This is a genomic window from Verrucomicrobia bacterium S94, from assembly GCA_004299845.1.
Lineage (GTDB): Bacteria > Verrucomicrobiota > Kiritimatiellia > Kiritimatiellales > Pontiellaceae > Pontiella.
Window position 1 is genome coordinate 811389 of the sequence record CP036201.1, and the last position, 23338, is coordinate 834726.

General features: G+C 51.5%; 24 protein-coding genes. 17 read left to right on the forward strand and 7 right to left on the reverse strand.

Annotated elements, in window-relative coordinates; genetic code table 11:
• Positions 1-67 precede the first annotated feature (67 nt).
• Entirely contained in the window at positions 68-1732 is a 1665-nt protein-coding gene (gene recN, locus EGM51_03505; GenBank protein ID QBG46506.1) for a DNA repair protein RecN, read from the forward strand.
• A gap of 103 nt (positions 1733-1835) precedes the next feature.
• Here recN and EGM51_03510 read toward each other — a convergent pair whose 3' ends face one another.
• The 4 genes from EGM51_03510 to EGM51_03525 all read right to left on the reverse strand — a co-directional run bounded on the left by EGM51_03510 (position 1836) and on the right by EGM51_03525 (position 5147).
• The gene (locus EGM51_03510; GenBank protein QBG46507.1) at positions 1836-2066 is read right to left on the reverse strand and encodes a hypothetical protein; all 231 of its coding nucleotides are present in this window, start codon (positions 2064-2066) and stop codon (positions 1836-1838) included.
• Positions 2067-2083: 17 nt separating this feature from the next.
• Positions 2084-2674 carry a repressor LexA gene (gene lexA / locus EGM51_03515; GenBank protein ID QBG46508.1) on the reverse strand — a complete coding sequence of 197 codons (591 nt, stop codon included), beginning with the start codon at positions 2672-2674 and terminating at the stop codon, positions 2084-2086.
• Positions 2675-2803: 129 nt separating this feature from the next.
• Positions 2804-3573 (reverse strand): IS5 family transposase gene (locus tag EGM51_03520; protein QBG46509.1). Its coding sequence is split into 2 segments (ribosomal slippage): positions 2804-3258 and positions 3258-3573, totalling 771 coding nucleotides; the frame shifts between segments, so codons are not numbered across the junction.
• 263 nt (positions 3574-3836) lie between these two features.
• A complete protein-coding gene (locus EGM51_03525) occupies positions 3837-5147 on the reverse strand; it encodes a DEAD/DEAH box helicase (GenBank protein QBG46510.1) in 1311 nt (436 codons plus the stop codon).
• Positions 5148-5346: 199 nt separating this feature from the next.
• Here EGM51_03525 and EGM51_03530 point away from each other — a divergent pair, with 199 nt between their 5' ends.
• The 16 genes from EGM51_03530 to EGM51_03605 all read left to right on the forward strand — a co-directional run bounded on the left by EGM51_03530 (position 5347) and on the right by EGM51_03605 (position 20127).
• A complete protein-coding gene (locus EGM51_03530) occupies positions 5347-5808 on the forward strand; it encodes a DUF177 domain-containing protein (GenBank protein ID QBG46511.1) in 462 nt (153 codons plus the stop codon).
• Between the two features lie 135 nt (positions 5809-5943).
• Positions 5944-6132, forward strand: a complete 189-nt coding sequence (locus EGM51_03535) for a 50S ribosomal protein L32 (GenBank protein QBG46512.1) — start codon at positions 5944-5946, stop codon at positions 6130-6132.
• Between the two features lie 5 nt (positions 6133-6137).
• On the forward strand, positions 6138-7148 hold the full coding sequence (gene plsX / locus EGM51_03540; protein ID QBG46513.1) for a phosphate acyltransferase PlsX: 1011 nt from the start codon (positions 6138-6140) through the stop codon (positions 7146-7148).
• 20 nt (positions 7149-7168) lie between these two features.
• A complete protein-coding gene (locus EGM51_03545; protein QBG46514.1) occupies positions 7169-8161 on the forward strand; it encodes a ketoacyl-ACP synthase III in 993 nt (330 codons plus the stop codon).
• The gene (fabD, locus tag EGM51_03550) at positions 8149-9060 is read left to right on the forward strand and encodes a [acyl-carrier-protein] S-malonyltransferase (protein QBG46515.1); all 912 of its coding nucleotides are present in this window, start codon (positions 8149-8151) and stop codon (positions 9058-9060) included. The genes EGM51_03545 and fabD overlap by 13 nt, the downstream gene beginning before the upstream one ends.
• A 16-nt stretch (positions 9061-9076) precedes the next feature.
• On the forward strand, positions 9077-9820 hold the full coding sequence (fabG, locus tag EGM51_03555; GenBank protein QBG46516.1) for a 3-oxoacyl-[acyl-carrier-protein] reductase: 744 nt from the start codon (positions 9077-9079) through the stop codon (positions 9818-9820).
• A 39-nt stretch (positions 9821-9859) separates the two neighbouring features.
• Positions 9860-10096, forward strand: a complete 237-nt coding sequence (locus tag EGM51_03560) for an acyl carrier protein (GenBank protein ID QBG46517.1) — start codon at positions 9860-9862, stop codon at positions 10094-10096.
• A gap of 84 nt (positions 10097-10180) precedes the next feature.
• The gene (fabF, locus tag EGM51_03565) at positions 10181-11425 is read left to right on the forward strand and encodes a beta-ketoacyl-[acyl-carrier-protein] synthase II (GenBank protein ID QBG46518.1); all 1245 of its coding nucleotides are present in this window, start codon (positions 10181-10183) and stop codon (positions 11423-11425) included.
• 168 nt (positions 11426-11593) lie between these two features.
• On the forward strand, positions 11594-12094 hold the full coding sequence (gene rfaE2, locus EGM51_03570; GenBank protein QBG46519.1) for a D-glycero-beta-D-manno-heptose 1-phosphate adenylyltransferase: 501 nt from the start codon (positions 11594-11596) through the stop codon (positions 12092-12094).
• Entirely contained in the window at positions 12094-13059 is a 966-nt protein-coding gene (gene rfaD, locus EGM51_03575) for an ADP-glyceromanno-heptose 6-epimerase (GenBank protein QBG46520.1), read from the forward strand. The genes rfaE2 and rfaD overlap by 1 nt, the downstream gene beginning before the upstream one ends.
• Before the next feature lies 1 nt (position 13060).
• Positions 13061-14308, forward strand: coding sequence for a sodium:proton antiporter (locus EGM51_03580; GenBank protein QBG46521.1), 1248 nt, complete (start codon positions 13061-13063; stop codon positions 14306-14308).
• Between the two features lie 423 nt (positions 14309-14731).
• On the forward strand, positions 14732-17554 hold the full coding sequence (locus EGM51_03585; protein QBG46522.1) for a tetratricopeptide repeat protein: 2823 nt from the start codon (positions 14732-14734) through the stop codon (positions 17552-17554).
• A complete protein-coding gene (locus tag EGM51_03590; protein QBG46523.1) occupies positions 17554-18447 on the forward strand; it encodes a hypothetical protein in 894 nt (297 codons plus the stop codon). The genes EGM51_03585 and EGM51_03590 overlap by 1 nt, the downstream gene beginning before the upstream one ends.
• 24 nt (positions 18448-18471) lie before the next feature.
• Complete coding sequence (locus EGM51_03595) at positions 18472-19233, forward strand: MotA/TolQ/ExbB proton channel family protein (protein ID QBG46524.1); 762 nt, start codon at positions 18472-18474, stop codon at positions 19231-19233.
• Between the two features lie 52 nt (positions 19234-19285).
• Positions 19286-19690, forward strand: a complete 405-nt coding sequence (locus tag EGM51_03600; GenBank protein QBG46525.1) for a biopolymer transporter ExbD — start codon at positions 19286-19288, stop codon at positions 19688-19690.
• Positions 19691-19692: 2 nt separating this feature from the next.
• Positions 19693-20127, forward strand: coding sequence for a biopolymer transporter ExbD (locus EGM51_03605; GenBank protein ID QBG46526.1), 435 nt, complete (start codon positions 19693-19695; stop codon positions 20125-20127).
• Between the two features lie 149 nt (positions 20128-20276).
• Here EGM51_03605 and EGM51_03610 read toward each other — a convergent pair whose 3' ends face one another.
• From EGM51_03610 to EGM51_03620, 3 genes are read right to left on the reverse strand one after another with little or no spacing between them, the layout of a single operon-like run.
• The gene (locus tag EGM51_03610) at positions 20277-21152 is read right to left on the reverse strand and encodes a hypothetical protein (GenBank protein ID QBG46527.1); all 876 of its coding nucleotides are present in this window, start codon (positions 21150-21152) and stop codon (positions 20277-20279) included.
• Positions 21149-22660: a hypothetical protein gene (locus tag EGM51_03615; GenBank protein ID QBG46528.1), complete on the reverse strand. Its 1512-nt coding sequence runs from the start codon at positions 22658-22660 to the stop codon at positions 21149-21151. Before EGM51_03615 ends, EGM51_03610 begins: the two co-directional genes overlap by 4 nt.
• Complete coding sequence (locus EGM51_03620; protein ID QBG46529.1) at positions 22423-23166, reverse strand: hypothetical protein; 744 nt, start codon at positions 23164-23166, stop codon at positions 22423-22425. The genes EGM51_03615 and EGM51_03620 overlap by 238 nt, the downstream gene beginning before the upstream one ends.
• Positions 23167-23338 lie beyond the last annotated feature (172 nt).

Here is a 23338-nt window from a genome sequence, read left to right on the forward strand (position 1 = left end):
TGAACATTTCAATCCTGATTAATCCGGCTTGCGCAAACCCGGTGAAGTTTGGATACTCCGCCGGAATATGCTCAGGACGTTAAAAATTAAAAATCTGGCTCTTGTCGACGATGTACAGGTCGGCTTTTCGGAAGGGCTCAATGTCATTACCGGTGAAACCGGGGCGGGAAAATCGCTTATGATCGGTGCATTGCGCCTCCTACTTGGAGAACGTGCGGATAAATCGATGATCCGGACCGGCGAAACCTCCTGTTCGGTACATGCGGAATTCGGGCTGGAGGACTGCAGAGCTGTTAATACGATCTTAGAGGATATCGGGCTGGAACCTTGTGATGGCGGTCTGTTGATCATCCGCCGGGTCATTACCGGTACATCGAATAAAACAACTGTTAACGACGAATCGGTTACATTGAATGCGTTAAAACGGCTGGGTGAAGTGCTGGTGGATATGCACGGGCCGTATGATCATCAGTCACTGCTGGATCAGCATGTTCAGTTGCAAATTCTTGATGCATTCGGGCAGATCGATCATAGCGAATATCTGGAGCACTATCGGAAATACCGTGAAGTACAGAAGCGGCTCGATGCGCTTAATTCCGATAATGAGGAGGATCTGCAGCGACAGATTGAGTTTCTTGAATACCGGGTGAATGAAATTGAATCCGCCAATCTGAATCCTGAAGAGGAAGCGGAAGTTGAAGAGGAGCACAGTAAAATCGCCAATGCCCAGCATGTGATTGAGCTGGCCAACGGGACCGTTCAGGCGCTGACTGAAGGTGAGGGCTGTGCGTTTGACGGCCTGGTATCCGCGCAGCAGGCGCTGAATCAGCTGGTGAAACTGATGCCTGAGGCGCAGGAGTGGCACGATGAGCTCGAAAGCGCCGTCACTTCAGTTCAGGAGGTGGTGCGTTCTATTGAGCAGTCTGCCGGAGATATTGATGCCGGTGCTGAGCGTATGGAGTGGCTGGATGACCGCCTGACCACTTATCAGACGCTGAAGCGTAAGTACGGAAGCACCGTAGAGGAGGTTCTTGAAAATGGGGCGCAGTGGGCCGAGCAGCTTCGAGAGCTTCGGGGGCGCGATAAAAAACGGGAGGAACTGGAAAATCAGCTGACGCTTATTTTTCAGGATCTGGACCAGGCCGGAGCAAAGCTGAGGGCGGCACGTGAAAATGTGGCCGACCATCTTTCCGAATGTATCACCCGGGAACTGGTTGATATCGGTTTTGAGCATGGCTTTTTTGATGTGCAGATTTCTCCTTGTGAGCCGACCCCGACCGGCATGGACGTTATTGATTTCGGGTTTGCTCCGAATGCCGGCGAAGATATGCGGCCATTGCGTATGATTGCCTCTTCCGGCGAAATTTCCCGGGTCATGCTGGCCACCAAAGCGGTGCTTGCGAAACAGGACCGGATTCCTGTACTGGTTTTTGATGAAATCGATGCGAATATCGGTGGTGAAATCGGTGGAGCGGTAGGTCGTAAATTGGCAGAAGTCGCTCGGCACCATCAGTTGCTTTGCATAACCCATCTGCCGCAGGTTGCCGCCTGTGGAGACCGCCATCTGGCAGTCTCGAAAAAAGTTGAGGACGGACGAACCTTTACTGAAGTGGAGCTGCTCGATGATGAAACCCGTCCCGAAGAGCTTGCCCGCATGCTCGGGGGCAAAGATTCCACGAATGTCACGCTCCAGCATGCCAGAGAAATGCTGGAACAAACCTCTTTTCTCTAAGAAAAGCCGCTTAATATCCTGAAATCCCATGCCGATTACTGTAGTCGTTCCGGATAGGCCGAGCTGAGGCGGCATATTGAGGTCTTTTTCGGCGGTGTTTGTTTTACAAGCCGTTGCGCAGGCGAACTAAAAGACTCGGTTTCCTGCGGTGCATATAATCGAGTTGCAGAGGCAGTGACTGGAAGGGAATGGTTTTAAGACCCTGTTCCGGTTCGCGGCATTTTGGGATCTCTATTTGTCGGAAACTGCGCGAGGTGTGGCGGTCGCCGAAATAAGCTTCCAGGCAGTTGCTGAGTGTGTTGTAAGGCGGATTATGGTGTTTCAATGCTTTCATGGGTTCTCCTTCTTAAATCAGGTGTTGTATTTCCGGACAACAGCTTTGACGATACCGCCGATGGTGAGGGTGCGTTCGGGGCGCATGCGGGAGAAGTCGGGGTTGGCCGGATCGAGATAGACGCCGTGTTCGTCTTTTCCGAAATATTTAAGTGTCCACTCGCCGTCGATCTGGGCGACGACGATATCGTTCTGTTTCGGCACGCCGCCTTTCTCTACCAGCACCAGATCGCCGGGCTGAATGCCGGCATCAATCATGGATTCGCCACTGACGGTGAGCAGGTAGGTGGCCTCGGGGCGGCGGACAAGATACTGATCGAGATTGATGGTGTCGACGAGCTCTTCTTCGGCGGGTGAGGGAAATCCGGCCTGCACGGTGCCAAGCAGTTTGGTGGAGCCGATGATTTTGGTGGTCAGCAAAATGCGGTTATCGCTGCCGCGATCGAGATATCCGAGTTTTAACAGCTTATTAACAGGTCCGTAGACGGCATTTTTGGATTTGTAGCCGAAAAGCTCCGCCATTTCGGCGTAACTTGGCGCCCGGCCCTCGGCATCGTAAAAGGCGCGTAATTGTTCGATTTTTTCGGCTAAATTGATTTTTCTGGGCATGATGTTTACTTCGAGGTTTGTGCAGCTTTTTTTCCGCTTACCGTGATTGTGTATATAACTGAACGATCGTACATAATCAAGGGTGTTAATAACTGAAAATGATAAAATGGCGGGTTTTCTTAGGGCGTGTTAACACAACGGAAGCATGTCCACAGTCAGGGCGAAGTGGATGAACGCACAGAACATTACGTCGAGTTTCTCGAAGCGGGAGAAGATTCGACGGAATCCTTTTAAGCGGCGGAACAGGCGCTCCACTTCATTGCGCCGCTTGTACATTTCCTTGTCGTATTCCCAAGGTTCAAGTCGATTGGCCTTGGGCGGCACAACGGGAGTGAGGTCAAGATCGAACACCAGCTGCCGGGTTTCATCTCCTTCGTAGGCCTTATCCATCAATACATTGCAAATGCCTTCAGGGCGATCCTCGCCCCAGCTGGCCAGTAGTTTACGACCTTCCGGACCATCACCGGCTTGTCCCGGGGAAAGGGAGAAATCCAGTGCGATCCGGGCGTTGGCGGCGATCAAATGGATCTTGGTAGTCCAGCCACCACGGGACTTTCCTATGGATTGTTTGCCGTTTTTTTTAATGCGCCGGTTCCGTCGGGATGCACCTTGATCGAGGTGCTGTCGATGGACACCGCTTCAAGGTTGATCTTCACGAGCTGCTGTTTCTGCAGTTCATCGAACACGTTTGCGAGAACGCCTTTTTTTGCCCAGCGGTTCATGCGGGTGTAAATGGTGTGCCAGTTTCCAAAGCGAGAGGGGAGTCCGCGCCACTTGCAGCCGTGCTCGGCCACATAGAGAATGGCGTTTAAAACCTCGATATTGGAAAGAGTTACGTTGCCTCGCTGCACCGGCAACACATGGGCGATTTTGTCGTACTGGGCTTCGGTTATTTTCATATAAAGATAGTACCAGACTTGTTTTATATTGCAAGCATAAGTGTTAACAGGCCCTAGGAAAAAGACTGCTTTTTTCTGTGAGCAAACAACTTGTTCACAGTTAGCAGAAGATGTGGCTTATTGTTCGGGGTGATGATGCGCACTGATACCGGGCCGTATGATTTCATTTTTTCAGTGCGGGACAAAATGATGCGATGGTGTGGGAGAGGATTGCGGACGGTTTGTGCTGGAGGATGGTCGGTCACGTGGCGCGGAAGGGGGTTCTACTTTTTCTTCCGGGGATTGCGGCGGGCGTTTTTCCGGGGGGCTTGGTCGGCATGCAGCTGTTTCTGCTGACCGGGCGTGAGGCGCCAGGTGGTCTGTTCGCGGATTCTGCTGACATGTTTTTTCTTATCCGGCGTGTGTTTGGATTTTACGTTTCCGGAAAAATTTTTCACCTGTTCGGAATGAAATGGATGATCTTCGACCACCTTGAGTTCTTCGTTCAGGTGAGCCTGGATGTCGCGCAGATATCCTTTTTCGGTCGGGTCGCAGAAGCTGATGGCGTTGCCTGAAGCGCCGGCGCGGGCGGTGCGGCCGATGCGATGGATGAAGGTTTCGGGTTCGTTGGGCAGGTCAAAGTTGATGATGTGGGAGATGTTTTCAATATCGATGCCCCGTGCGGCGAGGTCGGTGGCGATCAGTATGGGTGTTTCGCCGGTTTTGAAGGCCTCGAGCAGCTGCTGCCGGTGGTGCTGCGGTTTGTCGCCGTGGAGGACATCGACAGGAAGATCCTGCTTTCTCATCGATTCGGTCAGGCGGTCGGCCCCGCGTCGGGTGCGGCAGAAGATGAGGATGCGTTCGTATTTCAGTCGGTGGAGCATCCAGCTGAGCAGGATATTTTTGTTGTTTTTTTCTACATAATAGAGTGATTTCTGAATGTTTTCGGCAACGGCGGAAACAGGATCGGCCGAAACATTCATGGGCTTATGCAGGATTCCGGTAGCAAGCGAGAGGGCGTCGGGCGGCATGGTGGCTGAGAAAAAGAGGGCCTGCCGGGTTTGCGGGAGCATAGGGGCGATTTTGCGGATGTCCGGTGCAAAGCCCATATCAAGCATGCGATCGGCTTCATCGACTACAAACACTTCAACCTGGTCAAGTTTGAGGGCTTTCCGTTCAATCAGGTCGAGCATGCGCCCGGGAGTGGCAATGAGGATATCGACGCCTTTACGCAGGGTGAGAATCTGTTCTTCGTATTCGGTTCCGCCATGGATCAGCAATGAGGTAAGTTCGGTATGAGCGGCGAATTTCCGGATATTTTCCAGTAGTTGGATGGCGAGTTCGCGGGTGGGGGATAGAATGAGGGCGCGGACGCGGATTTCGCGGGCGGCAGTCCAGCTGTCTTCCAGCCGCTGAATCAGCGGCAGGGCAAAGGCGGCTGTTTTACCGGTTCCGGTACGGGCGCAGCCGATGATATCTCTGCCGGTTCCTATGGCCGGAATCGCCTGTTGCTGGATGGGGGTCGGTTCTGTGAAGCCGGCGTCCTCGACGGCTTTCAGGATTTTATCATTCTGGATGAGGTCGGAAAATTGCATAGGGGGAAAGTAACGGGCGGCGATGGGATAGGCAAAATGATTTGGAGGCAGAATGATTGGGATGAATGGAAACTTGACGCGAAGCGAGGCTGGAGCATGCGACAGCAATGACCGAAGGGAATGGCAATCCTGAAACTTGAAACTTGAAACCAGGAGGGAAAAGCAGACAAACTCCGGAATTATAAATCAGGAAGCGATTATGAAAATTTTAGTGGCGCGGATTCCGGAAGAGGGATCGAATTATGAAGGCGATGAACCGGGGGCTATTCTGCATGCGGAGGAGGAGCAGTTTCTGCGGAATCCCGGGGATGTGCACTATAAGCTGTATGCCCAGCGGGTGTCGGAAGAACTGGTGATACGCGGTGAGTTAAATGTGGATGTGGAACTGCAGTGTGCAAGATGTGCGGAATTTTTCTCGACAAGAGTGGGGGTTTCCGATTTTCTACGCGCTTGTCCCGCCCCGGAAGGCACCGATTCGGTGGATATTACGGAGGATTTACGGGAGGAAATTCTGTTGCATGTGCCGGGGTTTCCGGTGTGCAGCGAGGCGTGCAAAGGTGTTTGTGCGCAGTGCGGCACTGATTTGAACAAAAGTTCGTGTGCGTGCGAAAAAGATGAAGGTCCGAGTGCCTGGTCGGCACTGGATGAATTGAATTTATAGAGAGTTGCGGAAGTGGCTCGGTTAATGGTGATCGGCCGGGGATTGATGGAGTTTTTTCCGGAGAAACATTCGGGCTGATAACTATAATGATTAACTGATAACGTTGCGCAGAGCGCAGATGTAAGGAGGATTGCGATGGCAGTTCCAAAAAGAAAAACTTCGAAGAGTAAAACAGCAAGCCGCAAGGCGCAGAATATGAAAAAGCCGATTGCACGTGCATCTTCCTGTTCGCAGTGCGGTGCTCCGGCAATGCCGCATCGCGCGTGTCCGAGCTGCGGGTATTATAACGGACGTCAGGTTCTCACGGTCGTTACTGAAGACTAGAGATCATGCGTATCTCCGTAGATGCGATGGGGGGCGATTTTGCACCCCGCGAAATTGTCGCCGGCTCAATCCAGGCTGCTGAAAAACTTCAGGGCCTGGAAAAAATTTATCTGGTAGGCGATCAATCCGCTATCCAGGCCGAGCTGAACAAGCACAAAGGTCCGATTCCCTCCTGCATTGAAATTTTCCATTGCACGGAAGTGGTGGGCATGGGTGAGTCTCCTGCGACGGCGATCCGTCGCAAGAAGGATTCCTCGATTGCGCGTGCGGTGGAACTGGTAAAGGACGGGCGGGCCGATGCTGTTTTTTCGGCCGGAAACACGGGAGCCGCTGTTGCGGCGGCCACGTTGAAGCTCCGTACCCTTAAAGGGGTTTCGCGTCCGGCGATTGCTACCGTGATGCCGACGCCGGATAAGCCGTTTGTGCTGCTTGATGCCGGAGCCAACCCGGACAGTACGCCGGAAATGATTCAGCAGTATGCGGTGATGGGCAGCATTTATTCCCGGGAGATTCTCGGGGTTGAAAATCCGTCCGTGGGTCTGCTGAGTATTGGTGAAGAAGATGCCAAGGGCAACGAGACCACCAAGAAAACATTCCGCCTGTTGCAGGAAACGGATATGAATTTTACCGGTAATGTCGAAAGCCGGGATCTCTACGACGGCAAGGTCAGTGTGGCTGTCTGTGACGGGTTTGTGGGGAATGTGGTACTGAAAACCAGTGAGGCTGTTGCTAAAATGATCGGCAACTGGCTTAAGGAGATGTTCAAGCAGAACATTTTCCGCATTCTGGGCTACATTCTTGCACGCGGCGTCTTTAATGAGATGAAAGCGCATGCGGATCCGGCGAGTTATGGTGGGGCTCCGTTGCTGGGTGCTAACGGGATTGTGATTATCGGCCACGGTTCCTCAAATGCTTTTGCAACATTCAATGGAATTCGGGTGGCCACTGAAGCGGTGGATCATCATGTAAACCATTTGATTGAAGATGAGCTAAAGCGTATAAATCCCGAAACCTAGTATTTTCACGGAACGACTACATGGACGCTAAGCGCAAAGTTTCAATCATCGGGACAGGATCCTATGTGCCCGAAAAGGTGCTGACTAATCGGGATCTCGAACAAATCGTCGAAACTTCCGACGAATGGATCTATTCCCGCACCGGCATGCGCGAGCGCCATATTGCGGCTGACGATCAGGCGGCCTCGGATCTGGGGGCGGCTGCGGCGGAAAGGGCGCTTGCTGATGCCGGGATTTCCGCCGATGAGATTGACCTGATTATTGTTGCTACGCTTTCGCCTGATATGTTTTTTCCGAGCACCGCCTGTTTTGTTCAGGAGAAAATCGGGGCGAAAAATGCATTCTGCTATGACCTCGGTGCGGCCTGTTCCGGGTTTCTTTATGCGCTCGACAGCGCCAAAAATCAGATCGCGGCCGGTTCGGTTGAGACTGCGCTGGTGATCGGTTCAGAAAAAATGAGTACGTTTGTGGACTGGGAGGACCGTTCCACCTGTATTCTTTTCGGCGACGGTGCCGGCGCGGCGGTGTTGCGGGCCGGAGGAGAAGGGCGGGGCGTGATGAATTCGGTGATGGGATCCGATGGATCGCTGGCGGATCTGCTGTGGACGCCGGGCGGCGGGAGCCGTAATCCGATTTCGCATGAAATGATCGATCGGAAGGACCATTATCTGAAGATGCAGGGCCGCGAAGTGTTCAAGCATGCGGTAAAACGCATGAGCGAGACGGTTGTGCAGGTTCTGGAGCGGAACGAAATTTCGATTGATGAAGTGAAATGCATCATTCCGCATCAGGCGAATATCCGTATCATCGATGCCATTTCAAAGCGGCTCGGGGTGGCCGACCGCATGTATGCGAATGTTGAAAAATATGCGAATACCTCCTCTGCCGCATTGGCTATTGCACTGGATGAAGCGGTGAAGGATGGAACAATTTCCAAGGGCGACCTGGTGGTGCTGACGGTATTCGGCGGCGGATTTACCTGGGGCGCGAATGTACTGGAATGGGGGAAATAATGAAGAGAGCTATCGTCTTTCCCGGACAGGGATCGCAGACTGTTGGAATGGGGCAGGATCTGGCGGAGGCTATTCCGGAATGTAAAGCGCTATTTGATCAGGCCGATGAAATTCTCGGATACGATCTGGCAGGAATCTGTTTTAAAGGACCGCAGGAGGAATTGAATAAATCCAACCATGCGCAGCTCGGTATTTTTGTAGCCAGCGCGGCGGCGTTCAAGGCGCTGGAGCTTAAATTTCCGGATTTCGAATACGATGTGCTTGCGGGTCACAGCCTCGGAGAATGGACGGCGCTCTATGTTTCCGGTGCGGTCAGTTTTGAAGATACAATTAAAGTGTTGAAAGCGCGCGGTGAATTTATGCAGGCCGCCTGCGAGGAAAACCCCGGCGCCATGCTGGCGGTGATGAATCTTGATGGGGGTAAGCTGCTCGAAATTGCCGGCGAAGCCGGTTGCCATGTAGCCAATTTTAATTCGCTTTCGCAGACCGTACTTTCCGGTACGGCGGAGTCGATTGATAAAGCGGAGGCCCTCTGCAAGGAAGCCGGCGCGAAACGTGCGGTGCGTCTTCCGGTGGCGGGTGCATTCCATTCTCCGCTGATGCAGCCTGCCGCGGATAAAATGAATGAATTTCTTTCCGGTATTCAGCTGGGAATTCCTGCGAAGCCGGTACTTTCCAATGTGACTGCGGATGTTCATGTTCCGGCGGAGCTTCAGCAGAATATGGTTAAGCAGATCACCTCCTCGGTGCAGTGGGTGGCTTCCGTGCAGAAGTTGGTTGCCGATGGGGTTGAGGAACTTGTTGAAGTCGGTCCGGGTAAGGTTCTTGCCGGTCTTATAAAGCGTATTGACAAGGGTGCGGCAGTTCGTAACATCGGTCGGCTCACTGATTTTGAATAACAGATAGGGGATGCTCATGTTTGATTTGAACGGAAAAGTTGCAGTGGTTACCGGTTCCGCCCGCGGGCTGGGACAGGCGATTGCACTGAAAATGGCGGAGGCCGGTGCCGATGTTGCTGTGTGCGATCTGAATGCGGAATGGTGCGAAGAGACCGTTGAAAAAGTAAAAGCCATGGGGCGTGAAGCCACGGGTTATGGTGTGAATGTGGCGGATGCGGACAGTGTGACGGCCGGCATTAAATCCATTGAAAAAGATTTCGGTAAAATCGATATTCTTGTGAACAACGCCGGAATCACCAAAGACGGTCTGCTGATGCGTATGAGCGAAGAAGACTGGGATGCGGTTCTTGATGTTAACCTCAAGGGCGTGTTCCTCTGCACCAAAGCGGCCATGCGCGGCATGATGAAACAGCGTTCCGGAACGATTGTGAATATTGCGTCGGTAATCGGTCTGATGGGCAATGCCGGTCAGGCAAACTATGCGGCGTCAAAAGGCGGTGTGATTTCCTTCAGTAAAACGGTGGCCAAAGAACTGGCATCCCGCGGCGTGCGCTGCAATGCGATTGCTCCCGGTTTCATCCGTTCTGCAATGACCGATAAACTGGATGAAGAGATTCAGAATAAAATGAAAGAGCTGATTCCGCTGGGCCGTTTCGGTGATCCGGAAGATGTGGCTAATGTGGCCCTGTTTTTGGCAAGCGATGCCTCCGCATATGTTACGGGACAAGTCCTCTCGACATGCGGCGGCATGGTGATGTAACGTTTAAAAGTGTAAACCTAGGAAAAGGAGACAATTAAAATGGCACTTGAAGATAAAGTAAAAGATATCATTGTTGAGCAGCTCGGCGTGAATGCCGATCAGGTTACCGAAGGTGCTTCGTTCATTGAAGATCTCGGCGCAGACTCTCTGGATACGGTTGAGCTGGTTATGGCTTTCGAAGAAGAATTCGGTGCTGAAATTCCGGACGAAGATGCTGAAAAGCTCACTTCCGTCGGCGGCGTAATCAGCTATCTGAAAGAAAAAGGTTTCGAATAAACCGACACATTGATTATTTCAATGGCCGGAACCGCTCTGCGGGGTGTTCCGGCCATTTATCATAACACATTTGAGGTACGGGATATGAGTGGGCGTAAAGTGGTTGTAACTGGACTCGGAGTGGTTTCTCCGGTCGGAAGTGAACTGGGCACGTTCTGGGATAACATCAAAAACGGCAGATCGGGCATAGGCCGGGTGCAGCAGATGGATGATATTGATCAGTATCCCGTACAGATTGCCGGTGAAGTCAAGGATCTGGATATCGAACGGTTTGTGGACCGGAAAGATGCGCGCAAAATGGATCCGTTCTCGATTTACGGTGTTGCTGCCGCCACGCTGGCGATTGAAGATTCCGGGATTGATCCGGATCAGATTGATCAGGAACGTGCGGGGGTTCTGGCCAGTTCCGGTATCGGGGGAATGCAGGTGATGCAGAACGAGTGTCTGAAAGCCTATGAAAAAGGGCCTCGCCGGGTTTCTCCGCAGCTCATTCCGCAGATGATTACTAATATTCTTTCGGGCTATGTTTCCATTAAATATGGATTTAAAGGTCCTAACTTCTGCATTACCAGTGCCTGCGCTTCCGGTACGCATTCGATCGGCGAAGCCATGCGGATGATTCAGTACGGCGATGCCGATATTATGATTGCCGGCGGTTCCGAGGCATCGGTTGCCATGCTCGGCGTTGCCGGTTTTGCGGCATTGCGCGCAACCAGCCGCCGTAATGATGACCCGGAAGCGGCTTCCCGCCCGTTCGACCTTGAACGCGACGGTTTTGTGATGTCTGAAGGGGCCGGTATGATTGTGCTCGAATCTGAAGAGCATGCCCGGGCGCGCGGCGCAAAAATCTACTGCTATGCTTCCGGATACGGGCGCACCGGCGATGCCTACCACGTGACCGCTCCGGATGCCTCGGCAGTGCAGTCGGCCCGCGGGATGGCGCTGGCGATTGCAGATGCCGGCCTGAGTCCCGATGATATTGATTATGTGAATGCACACGGCACCAGTACACCGCTCAATGATAAGGGAGAAACGCTGGCTGTTAAAAAGGCGCTGGGGGAAAAGAAGGCCTATGCAACGGCGGTCAGTTCCACCAAATCCATGACCGGCCATATGCTCGGAGCGGCGGGCGGCGTTGAAGCGGCCATTATGGCTCTGGCGGTTCGCGATAATATTGCGCCGCCGACGATTAACTACAATACGCCTGATCCGGACTGTGATCTGGACTATGTGCCGAACAAAATGCGCGAAATGCAGATCAATGCCGCGCTGAGCAACTCGCTCGGTTTCGGCGGCCACAACGCCACGCTCTGCTTTACCAAGGCATAGGTTTTCTGATAGCAGGAAATGCGAAAGACGGGAAAGGGTCGGATGGCCTTCCCGTCTTTTTTCTGTGGAGGCAGAGAGTTCGCCTGCATTACGACATCTGTTTCGGACGCAGGCCTTTTCTTTTTTCCGGCTTCCAATGTGCGGAATAAAACGGCACCGTTTGCGGCTATGAGAAATTTTATGGATAAAATAAAAAGCCGTTCGGAAATGGTTGCGGAGCGGGCCCGTCTGAAGGCCGAGGGGAAGGTTGTTTCATTCACGAACGGCTGTTTCGACATTCTGCATTCCGGCCATGTGACGTATCTGAATTTTGCGAGGGAGCAGGGCGATGTGCTGGTGCTGGGTATGAATTCGGATGCTTCTGTGAAACGGAATAAGGGGGATGATCGCCCGATTGTCTGCGAGGAGGACCGGGCCAGGGTTATTGCTGCGCTGGAGTGTGTAGACTATGTGGTGCTGTTCGATGAAGATGAGCCGCGGGATCTGATTGCCGAGCTGCTGCCGGATGTGCTGGTGAAGGGCGAGGACTGGGCGCACTATGTTTCCGGCCGCGAAGAGGTCGAGGCCGCCGGCGGCAGAGTGGTGCTTGCGAAAATGGTGGAGGGGCGGTCCACCACGAATGTGATCGGGCGTGTTTTAGAGGTCTACGGGAAGTCGGAGGAAAAGTAATGGGTATTAAATACATTGTAACCGGCGGGGCCGGATTTATCGGCAGCAATATTGTTAAAGAGCTGAATGCACGGGGCGAGGACGATATTCTGATTGTCGATTCGCTGGGCACGGGCGAGAAATGGAAAAATCTGGTGGGGTTGCGCTATGAGGATTATCTCGATAAGGGCGATCTGTTTTCCGTGATCGGCGATGGCCTGCTGAATGATGTTGAGGTGATTTATCATCTGGGAGCCTGCAGTGCGACCACGGAAAAGGATGCTGATTATCTGGCGGAGAATAATTACGGTTATACTCGAGCACTCTGTGAAACCTGTCTGGAAAACGGGGTACGTTTTGTTTATGCCTCAAGTGCGGCGACGTATGGAGACGGAAATCTGGGGTATTCGGATGCTGATGAGGATACGCCGAAGTACAGGCCGCTGAATATGTACGGCTATTCGAAGCACATGTTTGATCTGTGGGCGCTGAAAGAGGGGATTGCGGATCAGATTGCCGGGATGAAGTATTTTAATGTGTATGGTCCCGGTGAGGCGCATAAGGATGATATGCGTTCGGTGGTGCATAAATCCTATTTCCAGATCCTGGAAACGGGCGAGGTGAAACTGTTTAAGTCGCACCGTCCGGATTACGAAGATGGTGAACAGGTCCGTGATTTCGTCTATGTGAAGGACGCAGTTAAGGAGACGCTGTGGTTCGGCGAAAATCGTGAAGTCGGCGGAATTTTCAACTGCGGGACGGGTACTCCGCGTACATGGGTTGATCTGGTTTCTGCTGTATTCAGGGCGATGGGCCGGGAGCCGAACATTTCATTTATTGATATGCCGGAACATTTACAGGGAAAATATCAGTATCATACGCAGGCGGATTTAACCAAGCTGCGTGCTGCAGGGTATGCCGAGGAATTTACTGCGCTGGAGGATGGTGTGGCTGATTATGTGCAGAACTATCTGATGAAGGAGTAAAATGGCGGTAAGCATTGCCGAGATGATTCTGCTGGGGCTGCTGGCGGATTGGATATTCCGAAAGCTTAAAATGCCCGGATTGCTCGGCATGCTGCTTCTGGGTGCGGCCTGCGGACCCTTTGTTTTTGATATACTGGAGCCTGGTTTTTTGGCGGCGTCTTCTGATCTGCGGATGATTGCGTTAATCATCATTCTGTTGCGGGCGGGGTTTGAGCTGAGTCGCGAAACGTTGAACCGTGTCGGGCTTCAGGCGTTGCTGATGTCATTTGTTCCGGGAATCTGCGAGGGAGTAACGATTGCCTGGGTCGGCCCGTATCTGCTTCCGCTTACTCATCTTGAATCGGCTATGCTCGGTTTTATTGTGGCTGCGGTATCGCCGGCGGTTGTGGTTCCGATGATGATCGGTTTCATTGAGCGTAAAATGGGGGCGAAAAAGGGGATTCCTACGCTGATTCTGGCGGCGGCATCGCTGGACGATGTGGTGGCCATTGTTATTTTTTCCGTATTTCTCGGTCTGTATACGGGGACTTCTGAACATCTTTGGGTCAAATTTGCGGGTATTCCGGTTTCGGTTGCGGCAGGAATTACTGTGGGATTGCTGGTCGGATTTCTGCTGCTTAAGCTGTTTGAGCGGTTTAATCCCCGGGCAACAAAACGGACGATGATTCTGATCGGGGTTTCTATTCTTCTGGTGCGTGTTCAGTATATTCTTGATGAGCTGGGCATTGCTTTTGCGGCTTTGTTGGCCGTGATGGCCACCGGATTTATGATTCTTGAAAAACGTGAGCAGATGGCGCACGAAATTTCTTCCAAGCTGGGAAAACTTTGGGTATTTGCCTCCATTATGCTGTTCACGCTGGTCGGTGCTCAGGTGGATATTTCACTGGCTTGGAATACCGGTCTGGCCGGATTGCTGCTGATTCTATGCGGACTGACTTCCCGCAGTTTCGGGGTTTGGCTTTCCTTACTCGGCAGTCCGCTGAATGTTCGGGAGCGTCTTTTCGCTGTGGTTTCCTACTGGCCGAAGGCTACGGTTCAGGCGGCGATGGGGGCGGTTCCTCTCATGGCCATGCGGACTGCCGGGATGGATACCGGTCCCGGAGAGGTGATTCTTGCGGTATCGGTTATGAGCATTGTTTTTACGGCGCCGGTCGGTGCTGTGGTTATCCGGTTGGTCGGAGAAAAGGTGTTGAAACCGGAAAAAGACGGGGTTGAAGCGGCCCGTGGGGCGGCAGAACAGAGTCGCTGATGGAAAAAACAGAGTTTTAGTGTTCGGTATGGGGTGGTATCGCGGGCGGGCTGAGTTTGCAGATTCGATTCTGTTCCTGTTTAACCGTATAAAATCGGTCTTTTTTGGTGCTGTATTCCGATCGTGTTGCACGTCAATGGGATGTGTGTTTGGCTTCGTTTTTTCTGGAGATTCTCAGGGATTGGGCCCGTTTATTGCTGTAGTCTCCGGTTTGCGTTGAAAAGGAGTTGAGGGACGAAAAGGTCCGGCCGCAATGCTTTTTTTGCGGTTATTGACTTGAATTGTTTCTTTGGGGGAATACGCTGTTACGAATCGCATTTATTGTATTTTCGGGCGGTCAGGTTGTCTGTTCCGAATGATAAATCAGAGGCTGAAAGAGCCTCTGTTAAGATTTTGTTACATAAAGTAACGAGGGGTAAGTTTATGAAGTTTTTCTGCCGTTCTTACGGGCACGCCTTGAAAACAGTGCTGTTGGCCGTTGCGTTGTCAGCGGGAACCGTCTTTGCGCAGGATTATACCTCCATGGGGATAACCGACCTTGTCGGAACTGCAGACCGCATGCTGCAGCGCGGGGATTACCGCGCTGCAATTCCTGCGTTGAAAGAGGTGATTAATCGTACTGCACCTTTGACAGATCCTCAGGGGAAAGAGACCTGTCAGACCTGCCGCTTTCAGCTTGCCCGTGCGTATTATCAGGTCGGTGATACTCCGGCCGGTGTGAAAGTGCTGGATGAATATCTGGCAAATGAGCCCCGTAAACGGGAAAGAATGGCTCTGCGTATGATGGCGCAGGGTTTTTTTGATACCGAGGAATGGGATAAAATTGAGGAGATTTCGTCCCGACTGCTGACTTTTCCGGATCTGGAGAAAGAAGATCTCTATAATGCCAACCTGTTGCTTGGGCAGGCCCGGTTCCGGTTGGAAAAATGGGCGGAATCGGTCGAGCCGCTGGCTTATGTCGCCGATCATGCACAGGACCCCCGTATTGAACAGCTCTGTCAGATTATGGTGGTTCGAGCCTTGGTGGAAGCGGAAAACTGGCGTCAGCTTTTCGGTTGGGTTCAGCGGGTATATCGTACTGAAGCAAAATACGATATTACACTTAACCTGACACTGATGAAAGCGGGTAAAGCCCGTTTTGAAGATGAAGATTTTCTGAATGCACTCCTGCTTTATCGCATGGTTCTTCCGCGTGAACAGCTGGTGGATTATGCGGATAAGCGTATTGAGGCTCTGAGCAGCAAGCTTGATGCGGATATCAAGCGGGGTATTCCGGAGGGCGATATTGCAGAGCGGCGCAAGGAAATAGAGAATATCCGCGAATCCAAGAAGGTGCTTGAAGATCTTCCTCCCTATGAAGACGAAGTCACGTTCCGTATCGGTCAGATTTATGCAGAAGTAAAGCGCTATTGGGAAGGATATGTTCTCTTTGACGAACTTTATCAGTCGGGGCAGAGCAGTGAAATCGCCGAAGCATCTATGCTTCAATCCGTACTGATTCTTTATGATATCGGTCAGACAGAGAGGGCTAAGCAGCGTATTTTGTCCTACTTGCAGGAAAAGCCGAACGGACAGTATGTTCGGGCGTTGCTCTCCATGCTGTTGCGTGACAACCTTATTAAACAGAACTTTTCCGACGTAATAGAAATGCAGGAAAATATCGAGGCGTTACCGGAAAGCGATGACCCGGAGGAACGTGAGCTTCAGTCCGATATCTATTACATGCTGGCCTTCGGATATTTCCAGAATCAGAATTATAAAGCGGCAGGTGAACAGTTCGGCATTATTATTGATAATTATCCGCAGAGCTCTCACTTCGGGGATGCCGTATATTACCGCGGTATGACCTATATGATGCAGGCCAACTACGCGATGGCGCTGAAAGATTTTCAGCGGTACCAGAAGGAAAATGAATACGGCGAACATTTGTCCGCTTCACTTTTCCGCGAAGGAGTCTGTCGTTTCGGTCTCGAAGAGATTGCGGAGGCTGAAGCGGTCTTTACGAAATTCATAGAGAAGTTTCCGGAAGATGTGCTGATTTCCGAGGCGTACAGTATGCGCGGTGATATTGAAGCCGCCAAAGAAGCGACGAATGAGGATCCCTACACGCTGGACCGCGCTCTTGCTGATTACCGTAACGGGATTGACAAAGCAACCACTGCCGCGCAGGCGTCTTATGCAGCATTTCAGGCGGCCAAAGTTTATAAGCTCGAGTATAAATGGCAGGAAATCATCGACCTGATGAACTATTATCAGGACCGGTGGGAGGAGCAGGCGGATGTGGCGGAATCAACCTTCTGGAAAGGGCAGGCTCAGATTGAACTCGATCAGGTTGGTGAAGCCGTCGAAGCCTATCTGGATGCGATTGAGCGTTTCGGTAACGAAGCTGAGCAGATCGGAGTGGATAAAATTATTCATGAGCTGGTCAAGATTTCCAACGTCCATCTTTCGGATGAGGATCGCGACAGCCTGGCACTCAAGGTGAAACTGAAACTGACCAATATTGATCCGCGCTATGAAGTGCTTCGTCTGCGGTTGCAGGTTACACAGGCTCTGCTCGAAGGCGATGAAGTTGCTGCAGCGTTCGGTGCAGAGCTGCTGGAAGATGGTGTGCCGCTCAAACTGACGACGCCAGTTTCTCTTGCCCTGATGTGCGACGCGGCGGCTGATACCGGAAACGTGGAACAGATGAGACGTCTGAGTGAATATTTCATCGAAAACTTTGAGGAATCGGATCTGCTTTGGCATGCCTATCGGGCGAAAACGTATATGTATCTTGCAGAAGAGAACTATAAGGATGTTCTGTGGTCGATTGATGAGGCACAGAGCATGTTCGGTGCTGAGCCGCATATGGGGTGGGCGCAGATGATCAAAGCCGATACCGAATTCAAGATGGGTCGACTGGAGGATGCTGAGGCTTCTTATAATATGATTATGGGGGTTCCGGAATGGCGTGGACCATTGTTTGCGGAAGCCATGTTCGGTATGGGCAACTGTGCTGTGGCTGCCGGTGATCTGGAAAAAGCTCATAGCTTCTACCAGCGGGTATACCTGCTTTTCAAAAGCTATGCCGATGGGGACTGGGCGGCTAAAGGGTATATTGCGGCGGCCGATGTTCTTAACAAACTGGGCCGTGAGGAAGAGGCTGTGAAAACGCTCAAAGCGATGCTTGAGGATGTATATACCAACACCAATCCGCTTGCCGAACAGGTTCGTTTGCAGCTTAAGAAATACGAGGGACAATAATGAACAAATCGATATACAGTGTCGCACTCGCCGGTATTTTTCTCCTGGGTGCCGCAACTGAAGCGGCAACGTTGCAGGCTGAACTTATTATGCCGGGCGGGCGCTCATGGAAAGGCTCGGTAGTGGGGCGTGACGGCGACTGGATTGAATTTTCAACCGGTACAGGGGCCCGCCCGATCCGTCTGGGGGCGAATACCATTGAGGAGCTCGTTTTCGATATTAAAATCGATCAGGACAAACTCAATGAGATGAACCGCAACCGGGAATATGAGCGGGTGATCAATGAACTGAATGCAGCTTTGAAACCCTATCAGGAGTACAAGGATATCCCATCCAATCTTTCCCGTTACAACGCGCTGCTGATGGAGCTTTATTACAAAACAAAGGATTATCCTAAAACGATCGATATTGCTGAAACCATTGAGGCTGATAAGCGCGATGCGGAACTGCAGGAAAAGGCCCGTATTTATAAAGTGCTTTCGCTGATTGATTCGGGCGACGCGGGCACTGCCGAGCAGCTTATTGCTGACTATGGCTGGAATGAAGATCTTTCTGCAAAAGCACCAGCGGATAAGCTGTATATTTCTTCAAAACTGCTTGCGCTTAAGAAGCAGTATGCCGAAGCCATGGAACTGGTCGCGAAAGTGATCGCATTCAACAGCCAGGATCCGGAATGGATGCAGCCGGCTGAACTGCTCTGCGCTCAGATTTATACTGAGCTGGGTCGGGAGAATCCTGTTATGCTCGATTCCGCCGAGGAAGTTATCCGGCAGATTTCCCTTTTGTATAAAAACACAAATGAAGATGACCTGGCTCAGCAGCTGAAAGCCGAGATCAATAAGATCCGTGCTGAGCAGGAAGTACAGAAAACAATTGAAGAGTCTGAAGCTTAACCGACAGGAGAAGGAGTAATTAAAATGACTAAGAAAATTATCAAAACGGCTTTTTGCCTGAGTTTGGTGTTGGCCGCGACGGCGTTCGGCCAGGATGACGCGGCTGCCGAAGCGGCTGTCAACGTTCAGAAAACCACACTGTGGCAGATGATCAAACAGGGGGGCTGGGCCATGTGGCCACTGGGCCTGATGTCTATGGCGATGGTCTATTTCATCGTTCAGAATGCACTCGCGCTTCGTGAAAAAGTGCTGTTGCGTCCGGATCTGATTCCTGAATTTATTCAGTTGATGAAAGATAAAAAAATTCTTGAAGCGCACAGTCTGTGTAAGGAAAACGAAACGCTGTTTACCTATGTATTCTCTGCCGGTCTCGAACGGTGCTCCGTAAATCGTGAAATCAATTTTGATAAAGTGAAAACTGCTATTGAAGAAGCTTCTTCTGAAGAAATCACTTCCTACATGAAACCGATCGACTATCTTTCAATTATCGGTGCAACCGCTCCAATGCTCGGACTGCTTGGTACGGTGTCCGGTATGATCAAGGCTTTCCAGACCATCGGTTCGCAGGGCATGGGTAAACCGGAAGTACTCGCCGGAAACATCGGTGAGGCTCTTGTTACCACGGCGACCGGTCTGTTGATCGCAATTCCGTCCATGCTGGCGTACTATTATTTCCGCAACAGCTTTATTAAATCCACAGCAACCCTCGGCCGTAACATTGGTGGTCTGCTCGATACTCTGGAAACCGGAGAACTTCCGCTCGGATTCAAAGGCGGCGAAGAGTAAATCAGGGTGCTATCACCCCAGTGTGGTGTAACCCTCCAAAGCGAGGTGTGTAATGAATATTAAAGGACCATCCAGAGATGACGTGTCAATCGACATGGGGCCGATGATCGACCTTGTGTTCCTGCTGCTCATCTTCTTCATGGTGGCTTCTGTCGTAACGGAACTTGAAAAGGTTGAAGTGGAGATTCCTGAATCTTCACATGCCAAAGTTCCTGAAGACACGAAAGGCCGCATGATGCTGTCCGTTGACGCAAATAATCAGGTATATGTCGGCACCGTTGCGGTGACGATGGAAGAACTGAAAGATCATATTGCAACAGAACTGGATCTTAATCCGGATCTGCGCGTTCTGATTCGCGCTGACCGTCGCGTCGAATATAAGACGTGTAAGGAAATTATGATCGCCTGCGGTGAAGTCGGTGCAACTGACCTCATTTATGCAACCTTCGAGGAATAGTCATGAAACTTATTGAAGAAATGATGAATAAGAAGGCCGAGCTGGAAATAGCTCCGCTGATTGACGTGGTATTCCTGCTGCTCATCTACTTTATGGTTACGGCCTCCTTGGTTAAAAAGGAAGCCGACCTCTCCTTCATGCTTCCTGCGAAGGTGGATGTGGCAGAACCTCTGGATCTTCCGATCGAGGTGCTTATTGAGGTTTCCGAGCTAGGCGATATTGTGATCAACGGAATGGTATTTGCAAAAGATCAGAACAATATGGATGATCTCATCGGCCAGTTGATGTCGCTGAAAGAGGCTGCCGATTCATCCGGCAGTGAGCTGATTGTGAATATCATGCCGGCCGACAAGGCATTGCATGGACGGATTATTCGTGTCATGGATGCCTGTGCGGCTGCCAACGTGAAAAACATGTCATTCAGTATGTCGATGTAGTATGAAAAGAAAAAGGCGATGTGAGAACATTGCCTCGACTGCTGATAAAGCTCCGGCGTAATCGCCGGAGCTTTATTCGTAATAGCGAAACCCCGGTCTGAAACACGGGGTTTCTGCATTTCTGAACAAAGGGAAATGACGTCAACCGGTCAGAGTACTTTGGTTCTGGTTTGCAGTCCGGCTCGTTCGGCGGATTCCGGGGAGCAGAGAACGGATACTGCTGAATCTTCAAATGCCCGGATCAGTACATCTCCAAAGGCATTGAAATGTTCCTGTGTAGTGGATAGTACTTCGTCGCGAAGCTGCTGCCGTTCTTCGTCGGTATAGTTGAGCAGATAGCGCATCGTGCTGGAATAGCCTTTGGCATCGGGAAGCTGATAGGCATCCAGAGCACCGATGGCACCGATCAGTGCGCGGGTGAGTTCGTCCTCGCTGAGCTCCAGATTTTTAAGATATTCACCGGTCTGTTTATAAATTCTGAGTGAGTTTTCCAGATTGGGATCGCGGTAGGAGGCAAAGGTGAATACGCCGGAACGCTGATCGAAGGCGCACATGCCGCCGTAGGCACCGCCCTGAACGCGGATTTTTTCCCAGAGCCAGGCGGTCTGCAGGTAGCGGGTAATGACCATGGCCGAACCGTGCATCTTATAGCCGGCATCAAAAAGATTGGCTGCACATCCCACATAGTTGACCCTGGTCGGAGCCGTGAGGGCTTCCGATTCGGGGAATGAAGTCGGTTTCCAGGTTTTGGAGGAAAAGCTTCCGGTTGCCGGAAGGTTTTCAATAAACTGTTCCAGTGCCAGGACGGTACCGGGCATGGCGTCGGAATCGACCGTTACATTAATGACCATATGATCGCGGCAGACGAGGGTCTGCCTGATTTTTTCCAGTCGCTGGAGGATGGCATCCCAATCCGTGTCGAGTTTGTCTGCAAGTTCACGGATAAAAAAGAGGGCCTCCACGCCGCCCATCATTTCGTTGGCCCAGTGGGCTTCGTGATAGTGCGCTTTCAGGCGGGTCATCACGGCAGAGTGTCCTCGGGAACGACGCCGGTTTCGAGCTCGGATTTATGTTCGAGTACAATCTGTTTGAAACGTTCTTTGTCGTCAAATTTTGCGGTAAGCAGTATGTCGTGCATGATATCAAGCAGTTCTTTGGTCTGGCCTATCATGCATTTTCCGCGCAGAAAAAAGCGGGTGATTCCTGTTTTACTGTCTTTCTGTGCAGAGAGAAACGGGCTGCCGTAGATTCCGCCGGTTCCTTTGGCGATCCGCTGCGAGAGCGTTACATAGCCCTCCGACTGCGTGCCCATTTCCAGCAGAATACTGCCCAGCAGTGATGCGTAGGGGAGATCTTCCTGGTCCAGGCCGTGCAGGTTGAGACCGAGATCCAAATAGAGAATCCCGTTAGTGAACAGGTTGTGTTTTATGACGGTGGTGCCTAGAATTTTCTGCGTTGTGAACGGAACTGTTTTTATTTTTTTATCCAGATCCCCACGTTTAAGCAGGGGTATGGTGGCGAGTGCTTCGTCGGAATCCGGGGTGGACTGCAGTTTAAGAAGCCGTGCTGTATTGGCCACAATATCGTCCAGTTGCTGATCGGTCAGGCGTGCCTTGATGGCGGCAAGCCGGTCTTTTTCTTCTTTGTCGGTGCGGACGGAAAATTCGGGATCGGGAAACAGCACCACGGTTGAGCGGTGCGTGTTATCGATGAAATATCTGCGGATCATATTTTCAAAAAATCCCGGTTCCTGTGCGCGCTTTTTGAGATTCTGCAACGGCTGTTCAAAGGCGATGAGTTCCAGCGGATCTGCATCATAAATCCAGGCATTGAGCGATTTCAGCCAGAGAGAAAGGCCGCGCGGAAATCCACCCGAATTATTTTCGCGCAGTTCAAATTCAAAGGTATTCAGTGCTGCCGCGATGTCGTCGGGATCGATGCCCTGTTTCACAAGATCCTGCAGGATCTGGAAAACGAGTGCTTCGCCTTTTTTCAGATTTTCCTCATCAATCCCTTTCAGGCCGATGGAATACATCATCTGGATCATATGCGTTTCAATACCGCCGCCGGTGATGTCTTCGCCGAGGCCGGATTCAATGAGACCTTTGCGCAGCGGTGATGCCGGGGTTCCCAGCAGAATATGATCGAGCAGGTTGAAAGCAAAAACGGTTTCGGCATCGGTCGGTGAAGGCAGCGACCAGTTTACGGTGAACATCGGTTGCGGATCTTCATCGTCAGCGGAAACCGCATAGGGTTTTTCGAGCCGGACCGGTTCCGGCAGAGCAGGCTGGAGTTCTATGTCGGAATCCGGTTCGCTTTTGGTGTATTGCCCCAGATAGCTTTCCAGGAGCTTAAACCGTTCCTCGACCGGGTCGTCGCCGTAGAAAAAGATACGGGCATTCGACGGATGGTAGAAGGTGTCGTGGAAATTTTTAAACTGCTCATAGGTGAGCTCGGGAATCTTTTCCGGATTTCCGCCGGAATCGAGGCCGTAGGTGGTGTCGGGATAAAGTGACTGCTGTGAGGCTTCCATGAGCAGGGAATCGGGGAGGAGTAAACGCCCTTCATTTCGTTATAAACGACACCTTTGAATGTCAGGTCATCCTCCTTGTTTTCCAGGCTGTAGTGCCAGCCTTCCTGCATAAAGAAATCTTCGGTGATCCGCGGGTTGAATACCGCATCGAGATAGACATCCACCAGATTGTGGAAATCCTTAAGGTTCTGACTGGCAACCGGGTAGCAGGTTTTATCCGGATAGGTGAATGCGTTGAGGAAGGTCTGCAGCGAACCTTTGAGTAACTGCACAAAGGGATCCTTTACCGGATATTTTTCGGATCCGCACAGCACGGTATGCTCCAGAATGTGGGCCACGCCGGTGGAATCCGACGGAGGAGTGCGGAAAGCGATACCGAAACACTTGTTTTCGTCATCATTTTCCATCGAAAGAATCTCCGCCCCGGTGGGAATGTGGCGGTAGATTTTTGCGGTGGTGTTCAGCTCTTTGACTTCTTCAGTGCGTACCAGTTTAAAATTATTCAAAATTAGCCTCCAATGAAATGCAAAGATAATTATCGGAAGTGAGCTCAAAGATCCATCTAATTGACGCTTTTTCGCGGTGTCAACTAACGCTGGATGTTAAGAGATTTGTTTTTATCGGTCAGAGAAACAAATGGATAGAAATCAAATTGGGAGAGCGAAGGAAGGGGGAATT